Raw genomic sequence first — 9,438 nt, forward strand, 5'->3', positions numbered from 1 at the left:
ATAGCGATCGGGCCTTTCGATTCGGAAGGGACGGCAAGCCGGTTCTGATCAGCGATCCGTTCGATTCTGACGCCGATCTGCTGTTGGACGACGAGGCATTGCAGACGGCTCTCGTGGATCAGAGCGATGCAAAGGACCACGACGATGCGGGCTGAGCGCGAACCAGTGCAGCCTACGACTGCAGCAGGGTGATAAGAAAAAGCCGTATCCCAAGAGGGAACCGACTGTGTGCGGCACAGTCGTGCCGAACGAGCCATCTAGGAGCTTTCGTTCCGCAGGCGTTGGAGCCATTCCGCTCTGGCACGACAGAGGCGCTTGCTCGCTCGCAAGTTGCGCGATAGCATCATTCGGGGAGGGGCCCGCTATGAAATTGCGTTATATCATAGCTATTATGGCGGCAGCTCTTGCTGTTTCCTATCATCATCAAGACACGAGGCTCGCGGTTCTTGTAATTTTCTGTACCTGTATTCTGTACTCGTTGCGATGTATCGATTATCAATTGGGCGACATGAAGGGGCGCATTCACGCGCTCTCAAATCCTTCACACGTCTCCTCGCGCGATATCCTTCTGCATGCGGCGCTTTCCCCAAGTCGACAGCTGATCGAAGCCAGCTCTCATTTGCTGGACGCCGGGCCTCCGTGGGAATTCTATCAGGAAGGAGCGTTGGTCATGAAACGAGAGATCAACGGCTCTTTGCAATATCGCGACGCCACGCCTGAGGAACGGCAGGAGTTCCTCAGGCGCGAGCTTTGGTCCTTGCAAGCAAATCGACGGAGGTTTTGAAGAGCGCGTCGGGCTCCGAGCTATACGTTGTGTCCTCATACAAGGTTTTCGGACCTCCGTGATTCACGCGCGCTGGATAGCAAATTCCATTGCTAGCTATGGCCGATCGTCAAGATCTGCTGCGCAAGACAAGAGCATCGTAGCCGTGTTCCTCAGGTCCAGCAGGATAGTTCGGAACTGTGGCATTCTCGGACTAAGCAAACCGTCGGCGGAGAGATGGGAAACTGGTCAGTTATACATGCGAGTGCGTCCCGAATACGCCGGAATTTCGTTCCGGCGCGTCTGGCGCAGAGACGAGTCGCTTTCCAGGCACGTCTTCTCGAGAAGATGCTGGACGAGGCAAACCGCATCGGAGGCCTTCGCGCTAAAGAATCCTTGCAAACTCTTCTGTTCGCAGTGCTGCCGTTCAGACAGGCTTTCAGGCTCACTCTCGCGTCGCCGCCACACGAGGCGAGGCGATCTGGATCATCACTTTCGCTTCTTTTGCGGCTCGAAGATCGGCACTGATCTGGAATGGGTGCTATCGGGCCCGCATACGGACCGTTACGTCAACGAGCTGATCGTCTACCTCCTTTTCTGCGGCTATGAAAAACCTGTGCTGAGCCTCTTTCCGAGCATCGATTGGACGCGGGGCGACGATTATTTCGCCCTTCCGATGGAAGACTGGATCAAGAGACTTTCATCCGGCTACTTCATGGATCTGCTGGCGCAGTACCACACGATCCGCTGGACGGAGCTGCCAAGGCGGCTACGTTTCGCTTTCGAGCCAGCTGCAAGACTTATGATGGAGCACCGCACGTTTGCCTATGAACAACGTAGTTACGAACATCATCAGCGTCTCGAGGCGCCGACAGAGATGTATATCCAGAGCTATTTTGTCAGCTTGGAGCTGATCGTAAGGCTCCTCGACGAGCTTGAGATGACGAGGGACGACGTCATCCTCGCTAAGCGAGAAGAGGACGGCCAATATTGGGAGCATTTCCCCGCCCGTCATCCGCAACGGAATGTCTTGTTCGATGTCAACCTTTTCTATGCCTATCGCCACCTTTTGCTTACGACTTATCACAGCGGGGAAGGTTTCTACGTTCCAAAGATCTACACTCGGATGAACGACGTGCAGCGCCGACTGAGGCGTTCGATGCCGAGTCAAAGTCAGCCACTGAAGGCGTTTCTGCGTCGGTTTGACATCGATGACGTGTCAGAGGTCAGCCTTCTCTCGCCGGATTGGAGCGTACTTATCGGGCATAATGGACACCTCAATGTTCACCTGATGATGCGCGAGATGGGGTGGTGGCACGGCAAGCCGCTGTTGTTGACAGTCAAGGATCGAATCGCAAACAGACCATTCCTCTCTCTCTTCTCAGAGATTTGTCCGACTGCTGTCATGAATGAAAACGTCTCGGCCGAGGTATGGCACGAACTCTTGAGCCTGACACCCTTCATCGGCACGTCACATCAGGCCTTCGCTTTCGACGATGGCCGTACGATGTACTGGAACGACGCCGGATCGTTCGCGCTCAAACAGTGGGAGAGCGAAGGGCGGGGGTTTCCGCTGCGTGACATCTACGATCGGCGTGTGCTTGCGGACGATCGGGTCGAGCAGCTTTACACGTCTATGCGCCGCAAATGGGGCATGAGTGATCAAGACTGGTATGTCTGCTTGCCCGTGCGCGATGCCGACACGCGCAACGATACCGAGGGAACCGGCGAGTCTATTCGCAACGCTTCGCTTGGAAACTACCTGAGGCGGTCCGTCATATTACCGCGCTGGGCGGATGGGTCGTGCGCATGGGCGGACGCCGTGCCCCGCCGCTTCCCGAGATGGAACGCGTCATCGACTACGCCCGCAGCGTAGATCAGGCATCTGAGATGGACATCCACCTGATGCGGCGCGCGCGGATGTTTATTGGCACGACTTCGGGGTTTGCCTATGTGGCGACCAGCTTTGGCATCCCGACGGCAATGGTCAACGCGTTGAGTTCGGTGGGTCTGCTATGGTCGACTGACACCCGCTTTGCATGGAAGCCCGTCCATACGAGGGATGGGCGTATGCTGTCGCTCAGCGAGATCACGTCGGAGCGTTACCGCTGGGCCTATCCGACGTATGAGTCCATGAAGCGCGCCGGCCTCACGGTACAGGAGAGCAGCTCGGATGAAATCCTTGGGACCGTGCAGGAGGTCCTGGACATCTCCGATCCCTCGCGGACCGGCCCCCCACCGGGCGTTGACGAAAGTTGGGAGCGCCACGTCAAAGTACCGGGATTCTTCGGTAGCTCACGGCCGAGCAAGTATTTTCTCGAAAAATACGCGAGCAACTTGCTCGCTGCGGAGTAAGTGAGCGCGCCGGCAGCCCTTTGCAGGCAAGCGTCAGTGGAGGCCATTCGGCTGTCTCGGGTCGATCACGCTGACGCTGATCCGCGTTACGAGCTGCCATCCAGCGAGACGGGAATGACCCGGCGCTATTGCTGTCAGCGCTGAACGCCATATGGACCCGCCCTCGCGAAGTGTGGAACACACGGCAGCTCTTTCTTGCATTTCGGGCTTCAATACGTTTTAAGCCAGTGATTCACGGCCACAGGCGTGACGACGAGCCGCGCCGCGCGGCATGACCGCGTCCAAGACAAGTTATGCGTCCCGCGTAGCTCTGGCGCTGAAAAGGATTTCAAAAATGGCGAAAATGACCAAGAATCAGCTGATCGATGCAATTGCCGAAGGTACGCAGGTCTCGAAGAGCGAGGTGAAGGCGGTGATCGAGCAGATGGCGATCGTGGGATACAAGGAGCTCAATGAATCCGGCGAATTCGTCATCCCCGGCTTTGTCAAAATGTCGGTCGTGAACAAACCTGCTACCGAGGCCCGCAGCGGTATCAATCCGTTTACGAAAGAGCCGATGGAATTTGCGGCAAAGCCTGCGAGCAAGTCCGTCAAGGCTTCTCCGCTCAAGGTGGCCAAAGACGCCGTGTGATCGGCGGCCGATCCGAAATTCGCGACGTGTTGACGACAGGTGTAGGGCGGATCAGCAGGAGCTGATCCGCCCTTTCGATTGTCTGGATGGCTAGCGCTCCGTCTGAGCTGGACAGGCATGGAAGCCGCTGTTCGCGATCCCTGTCGTACTTGGCGGACTTCGCTGAGGCTAAACTGCGCTCACGATCCTGCGTCACGACAGCCGCCGTTCCGGGGCAAGGCCGCAGGCCTTGAACCCGGAAGCTCGAGATTGGTTTGCGTCATTCCTGATCATTTCGGGATTCCGGGTTCAGCCCTGGCGGGCTGCCCCGGAATGACGGCGTGTCGTCGTCATGCAGAAGGCTTCAATAAACAGCTCGCAATCAACGCGCCTCACCGGAAAACGCCTGCTGCAACGATGACAGCCGCTCCAGCGCCGCTGACGGCAGCGTTCCTTTTTGAACGGCAGCGAGCGCGTCCTCGAATTGCTGCGGCGTTGCCATGCCGACCAGGATGGTGCCCATCGCCGGATGCGAAATCGCAAAGCGTGTGGCGGCTTCGGCGAGGCTGGCGGCAAATCCATCTGTCAGCAGCGGAAGCAGGCGGCGCGCTCGTTCGAGATCGGCATCGTAACTCAGGGCCGAGCCGATCGGCGCGGGCGCCGGGCCTGCGATCGGGTGGCGCTTTGCCGAACCCGAGAGCGCCCCGCCGGCCAGCACGCGGATGCCCACGACGCCGACACCGGCAGCCGCGGTGGCATCGAACAATCGTCCATAGTCCTGCGCCGGATAGTTCGGCGGCAAGTCCTCACCGGCGGATGGATTGAGCATGTTGTAGACGATCTGCGCGCTGTCGAAGGCGCGCGCGTCGATCACCTGCCGCAGCGCGTCGGTGTCGCCGACGGCGGTGATGCCGAGATAACGCGTCTTGCCCTGCGCGCGCACGCGCTCGAACGCCGGCACCACATCTTCGAGCACCTGGCGCGCCGACAGCGTCGTCCCGCCGCCGCTCGTGGTGATCGGATTATGCAGATGAAAGATGTCGACGCGGTCGCGTTGGAGACGCGACAGGCTGCCTACGATCGATGCTGTGACGGCGTCGGAGATCCCGCCGAAGTCGCCGGGCTGCAACCGGACCTTGGTGCCGACGGCAACATCGGCCGGCCTGAGTTTTTGCAGAATGCGACCGAGGTTCTTTTCCGACTCGCCATCGCCGTATTGCACGGCGGTGTCGAAATAGTTCACGCCGGCATCGATCGCGCGAGCGATGGTTCGCTCCTGCTCGGCAGGATCTCCGCGCACCATGAAGCCGCCGACCGCGCCGCAACCGAAGCCGAGCACGGAGAGCTGAAGTCCCGTACGCCCAAAATTCCGCAACTGCATCGTGATGTCTCCGACTGCGTCGTCATGTCACCCGGATGGAACGACGGCGCTCTACGCTATTCCGATCCGCGCGCCGATCACAATCTGGCGACGGTCGGGCGCGCGCTTCCGCCACAGCGCATGTCTGGGAGGACAACCCATCCGATTGACCGCTCGAAGGCCGCCGGACATACTATCGATCAAGGCTCGCACATAAGATCGCCAGAACGGGAAGAAACATGAAGACAGCCCTGACTGTCCTTGCGGGGACCTGCATCACCGCCGCGTCGCTCACCACAGCCAGCCAGGCGCAACAGGGGCAGGCGCCACAAGCCCCATCGGCCTGCGTGACCCAGAACATGGCGGTGCCGCCGGGCGCCAACACCACTGATAAGACCAAGCCGTTCTTCATCGATACGACCGGGCTCGATCTCTCGACGCAGCCGCCGCGCCGCGACCCGAAAAATCCGAACTATCCGCAGGCGACCGAGCTGCCCGATGGCAGCTTGCCGCCGGCGGGTGCGGAGGGGAATTTCATCATCGGCGCGACCCATGCGCCGGCGGCTGATACGATCGCGAAGGATGGCGTGCCGAAAGGGACAATCATCTCGTTTACGATGTCGTCGACCGAGAGCGTAATCTACAACCCCGGGCTGATTCGCGACGATGTAGCCGGCTGCACCAACTCCTCGATCATGATCACGACGACGGTGCCGAACGACAAGTCGAACATGATCGTGACATCAAGCCATCCGGGCACCTGGACCCGCAAGATCGAGGTTTATGTGCCGCCGAACTATGTGAAAGGCACGGAAGTGCCCTTCATGGTGCTGGGCGACGGCGGGTCGGCGGCCTGGAAGGACATGAACGTCGTTCTCGACAACCTGATCCACGCGCGGCGCGTGCCGCCGATGGTATCGATCCAGATTGGCAATGGCGGGCAGGATGCGCAGGGCGCGCAGCGCGGCCGGGAATACGACACGGTTTCCGATGCCTATTCGCTGTTCGTACAGCGCGAGGTGTTGCCGCTGGTCGAGAGCCACGCCGGCGTCAAGCTGACCGGCGATCCCGACGGACGCGCGACCATGGGGCTGAGCTCCAGCGGCGCCGCGGCGTTCATCATGGCGTGGTTCAACCCGGACCTCTATCATCGCGTGCTGGCCTATTCGCCGACCATGGTGAACCAGCAATGGCCGCAGAATCCCGCCTTACGCGGCGGCGCCTGGGAGTTCCATTCACCATGGACCGGCCCGGCCACGCCGAATCTCGCCGTCAAGGACGGCGCGCTGGTGCCATCTGAAGCGCCGGGCAGCCCGCTGATCCCGAGCGCCCAGGTCAAGCCGCTCCGCTACTGGTACGAGATGGGCGACCAGGACCTGTTCTATCCCAATCCGACCATTCCCGACGGCATGCACGATTGGACGCTGTCGGCCGAGCTGATGGCACGGGTGCTGGCGGCCAAGGGCTATCACTATCAGTTCGTATTCGCGCGCAACGCCAAGCATGTCGACCGGCCGACCATCGCGCAAACGCTGCCATATGCGCTGGAATGGCTGTGGAAGGGATATCCGATTCCGTAACGGTCGCGTTGCATTCGCGCGCCGGCGCATGCGGTGCGTCGGGCGCATCAGCGTCGCGTGATCCGCCGTTTCAACGATACGGCATGTGGCGGACCGTCCGGCGGTTCGCGTATCGGGTAGTCCGCGCTTGTGAATTGGCGGATGACGCCGACGTTAATCCGCCTTACGGGCTGGTCCCGGTGACAGGGCTACCGGTTTCCGTCGTGCCGCGCGGAGACCGCGGATCAATCGGTCGCGGAGAGCCGCGCGAAATCGTCCAACACCCCGGCAATCAGGTCGCGGTGCCGGCTATCCTGGGCGCTCAAGGATGCGGCATAGAGATTGAGAAGATAGCGCGCCTTGGCTGCAGCTTCCGTCCAGGTGGCCGCCGGCGTGCTGAGGAGCTGCTCCTCCAACTCGTGCTGGCGGTCGCGCATCGCCTTGGCGTTGGACTCGATCTCGGCGAGAGCGCGTCTGATATCTGTAGCCTTCTGCGCGGCCATGCCGCGGCGGCTGTCAAGTTCGACCGGCTCGTCCGTCATGGTGTGCTCGCATCAATGCGCTGTGCGTCCGCCAGTTCGAGCGAGCCGATCGAGATCATCTGCATGGCTGTCGCATGTGGCGGCGCTGCCGGGACGATGATCATGGTCGCCGTGCGCCGATAGCTTGCAAAGGAGAGACCCTCGATCATTTCTTCGTCGGTCACGACCTCGTAGGATCCGGCCGGGATCAACCGATCAAGGTTCTTCAACTTGAAAGGATGCTTGAAGGTGACCGTCTCGCGGCGCGATCTGGTCGTCACGCGCTGATGTCGCTGCTGAGATCTGGCATGCCGTGAGCATGCGCCTGTTTCGCGGCATTAGCCATCGAATTCTCGGTGCCGGTCCGAATCAGGCCTGTTCTCGATAGGCTACGCCTTGTTTGCAGAGGCTTTCGTGGCCATTTCGGGATTGGTGCTCGGCATCATGATCTTCCAGCCGGCGGGGCTGCTCCTGCTTGTGCCCGCGGGCTATTTTGGAGCCGCTATTCGAACTGATCCAGCTGGCAGCACGGGAGGTGTCTTGCATGAAGATCCGCGTCGGCTACGAGATGATTTACGACTTTCCGCAGCCGACGCCCATGATGATCGTGATGGGCACGCACTTCACACGAGCCTCGGACGTGGTGGTGCCGGACTATCTGACCACCAGCCCCGCCGTCCCGATCACGCCCTATCGCGATGGGTTCGGCAATTGGTGCAGCCGCATCGTCGCGCCCGCGGGCCGCCTTCGTCTCGCGGCGGACGGCATCGTCAACGATAGCGGCAGGCCTGATATCATCGTGCCGTCGGCGATGCAGCATGCCGTGGAGGATCTGCCGGCGGAGACCATCGTCTATCTGCTCGGCAGCCGTTACTGCGAGACGGACCGGCTCTCGGAAATTGCCTGGCAATTGTTCGAGGCCACGACGCCAGGCTGGACGCGGGTGCAGGCGATCTGCGATTTCGTGCACCATCATATCCGGTTCGGCTACGAGCACGCCCGCGCCACCAAGACCGCGCTTGACGCCTACAACGAGGGCAGGGGCGTTTGCCGCGACTATGCGCATCTGGCGATTACGTTTTGTCGCTGCATGAATATCCCGGCGCGCTACTGCACCGGCTACCTCGGCGACATCGGCATGCCGAAGCCCTGGGCGGATGGCGACTTTGCCGGATGGTTCGAGGCCTATATCGGCGGACGCTGGTACACGTTTGACGCGCGCAACAACATCCCGCGCATCGGCCGCGTGCTGATCGCCCAGGGACGAGACGCCGCCGATGTGCCCATCACGCAGACCTTCGGCCCGAATACACTGGTGAGCTTCAAGGTCTGGACAGACGAATTGGCCGACTGAGTCGCGGATCCGCCCAGCAAGCCGGGCCTCCGACTTGCTGGAGAGCGTTGCCAATCGACTGGATTGGGAGCACGCTGGCTGCGAGGCGCACAGACGCACGCAGGGAGAGGCAACATGAAGGAACCAGGTCTGGATGGCCGTCACCGTGACAAGGATGGCGAGATCAGCAAGAAACACGGCAATACGCTGGTCGGCACCTTGCGCAAGATCTATGGCAAGCCGTTCGCGGCCGGCTATCCGGACGCGACAACACTTGGCGAGGTGCTGACTCATTTGAATGAGACATCGCTGAGCCAGTTGCGCCGCGATCACGCCACCGGGCATCTCGAGCACAAGATCGACCACGCCTCGAAATGATGGACCGAGGTCCGCAGCCGGATCGGTACGTCGGGCGGATCAGCGCAGCGTGATCGGCCGCCTGAGTTGTGCGGTTTTTGTCAGATTAGCTGATATCGATCCGCCTGGTAGGCTCTTTGGCCCGGCCTTTGAAGTACACCACATAGCTGATGGTTTGACGGCTCGGCCCCGGGTTAGAAAGCCGGCGTGCCAAATGATGATGCAGCCGCTCGGCTCGCGCTGTCAGGGGCGGGCTGGCAATGAGGTGCTCTGATGAACACGGCGCGCCTGAACCTGCTTGCATTCGCTGCGATCGCCTAGGTGCTCGCGGTCAGTCCGTCAGACGCCATCACCGTCGACGTTGCCAGGACATGCGATGCGCTGGTCGCGCAGCGCTCCCGCCGCGGCTGCCCGGCAATCCCGCGGCGGGCAGCGCCAAGGGCTCGGCCACCGATCAGCGAGCGCTGTTCCAGCGCTGCGTTGCTAGAGCATGATCCGGAAAAGTGGAAACCGGTTTTCCGAAAAGATCATGCTCAAACAAAGAGATGAGATCACGATGCGATTCTGTGTAATCGCATCG

General features: G+C 60.8%; 9 protein-coding genes. 6 read left to right on the forward strand and 3 right to left on the reverse strand.

Annotated features, from left to right (window positions below):
- The first annotated feature begins 364 nt into the window (after positions 1-364).
- The 3 genes from WA702_RS17770 to WA702_RS17780 all read left to right on the forward strand — a co-directional run bounded on the left by WA702_RS17770 (position 365) and on the right by WA702_RS17780 (position 3,749).
- A complete protein-coding gene (locus WA702_RS17770; RefSeq protein WP_425111844.1) occupies positions 365-784 on the forward strand; it encodes a hypothetical protein in 420 nt (139 codons plus the stop codon).
- 1,656 nt (positions 785-2,440) lie between these two features.
- Positions 2,441-3,118 carry a TIGR04372 family glycosyltransferase gene (locus WA702_RS17775; RefSeq protein ID WP_425111852.1) on the forward strand — a complete coding sequence of 226 codons (678 nt, stop codon included), beginning with the start codon at positions 2,441-2,443 and terminating at the stop codon, positions 3,116-3,118.
- Positions 3,119-3,452: 334 nt separating this feature from the next.
- Complete coding sequence (locus tag WA702_RS17780) at positions 3,453-3,749, forward strand: HU family DNA-binding protein (RefSeq protein ID WP_425111845.1); 297 nt, start codon at positions 3,453-3,455, stop codon at positions 3,747-3,749.
- Between the two features lie 361 nt (positions 3,750-4,110).
- On the opposite strand, the gene WA702_RS17785 is transcribed toward WA702_RS17780, so the two are convergent.
- Positions 4,111-5,109: an aldo/keto reductase gene (locus tag WA702_RS17785; protein ID WP_425111846.1), complete on the reverse strand. Its 999-nt coding sequence runs from the start codon at positions 5,107-5,109 to the stop codon at positions 4,111-4,113.
- Positions 5,110-5,327: 218 nt separating this feature from the next.
- Between WA702_RS17785 and WA702_RS17790 the strand changes: the two genes are divergently transcribed.
- Positions 5,328-6,668: an alpha/beta hydrolase gene (locus tag WA702_RS17790; RefSeq protein ID WP_425111847.1), complete on the forward strand. Its 1,341-nt coding sequence runs from the start codon at positions 5,328-5,330 to the stop codon at positions 6,666-6,668.
- A gap of 224 nt (positions 6,669-6,892) precedes the next feature.
- Here WA702_RS17790 and WA702_RS17795 read toward each other — a convergent pair whose 3' ends face one another.
- Both WA702_RS17795 and WA702_RS17800 read right to left on the reverse strand, forming a co-directional pair.
- Positions 6,893-7,189, reverse strand: a complete 297-nt coding sequence (locus WA702_RS17795) for a hypothetical protein (RefSeq protein WP_425111848.1) — start codon at positions 7,187-7,189, stop codon at positions 6,893-6,895.
- Positions 7,186-7,449, reverse strand: a complete 264-nt coding sequence (locus WA702_RS17800) for a hypothetical protein (protein WP_425111849.1) — start codon at positions 7,447-7,449, stop codon at positions 7,186-7,188. The genes WA702_RS17795 and WA702_RS17800 overlap by 4 nt, the downstream gene beginning before the upstream one ends.
- Positions 7,450-7,712: 263 nt before the next feature.
- On the opposite strand from WA702_RS17800, the gene WA702_RS17805 reads away from it, so the two are divergent.
- Together WA702_RS17805 and WA702_RS17810 are read left to right on the forward strand one after the other, a co-directional pair.
- Positions 7,713-8,522 carry a transglutaminase-like domain-containing protein gene (locus WA702_RS17805; protein WP_425111850.1) on the forward strand — a complete coding sequence of 270 codons (810 nt, stop codon included), beginning with the start codon at positions 7,713-7,715 and terminating at the stop codon, positions 8,520-8,522.
- 114 nt (positions 8,523-8,636) lie between these two features.
- Positions 8,637-8,879: a hypothetical protein gene (locus tag WA702_RS17810; protein WP_425111851.1), complete on the forward strand. Its 243-nt coding sequence runs from the start codon at positions 8,637-8,639 to the stop codon at positions 8,877-8,879.
- Positions 8,880-9,438: the final 559 nt, after the last annotated feature.

Origin of the sequence: Bradyrhizobium sp. (genome assembly GCF_049798375.1) — a bacterium.
GTDB lineage: Bacteria > Pseudomonadota > Alphaproteobacteria > Rhizobiales > Xanthobacteraceae > Bradyrhizobium.

Coding starts and splice junctions, on each gene's coding strand:
- WA702_RS17770 (WP_425111844.1), top strand. CDS start 365: ATGAAATTGCGTTATATCATAGCTATTATGGCGGCAGCTCTTGCTGTT.
- WA702_RS17780 (WP_425111845.1), top strand. CDS start 3,453: ATGGCGAAAATGACCAAGAATCAGCTGATCGATGCAATTGCCGAAGGT.
- WA702_RS17785 (WP_425111846.1), bottom strand. CDS start 5,109: ATGCAGTTGCGGAATTTTGGGCGTACGGGACTTCAGCTCTCCGTGCTC.
- WA702_RS17790 (WP_425111847.1), top strand. CDS start 5,328: ATGAAGACAGCCCTGACTGTCCTTGCGGGGACCTGCATCACCGCCGCG.
- WA702_RS17795 (WP_425111848.1), bottom strand. CDS start 7,189: ATGACGGACGAGCCGGTCGAACTTGACAGCCGCCGCGGCATGGCCGCG.
- WA702_RS17805 (WP_425111850.1), top strand. CDS start 7,713: ATGAAGATCCGCGTCGGCTACGAGATGATTTACGACTTTCCGCAGCCG.
- WA702_RS17810 (WP_425111851.1), top strand. CDS start 8,637: ATGAAGGAACCAGGTCTGGATGGCCGTCACCGTGACAAGGATGGCGAG.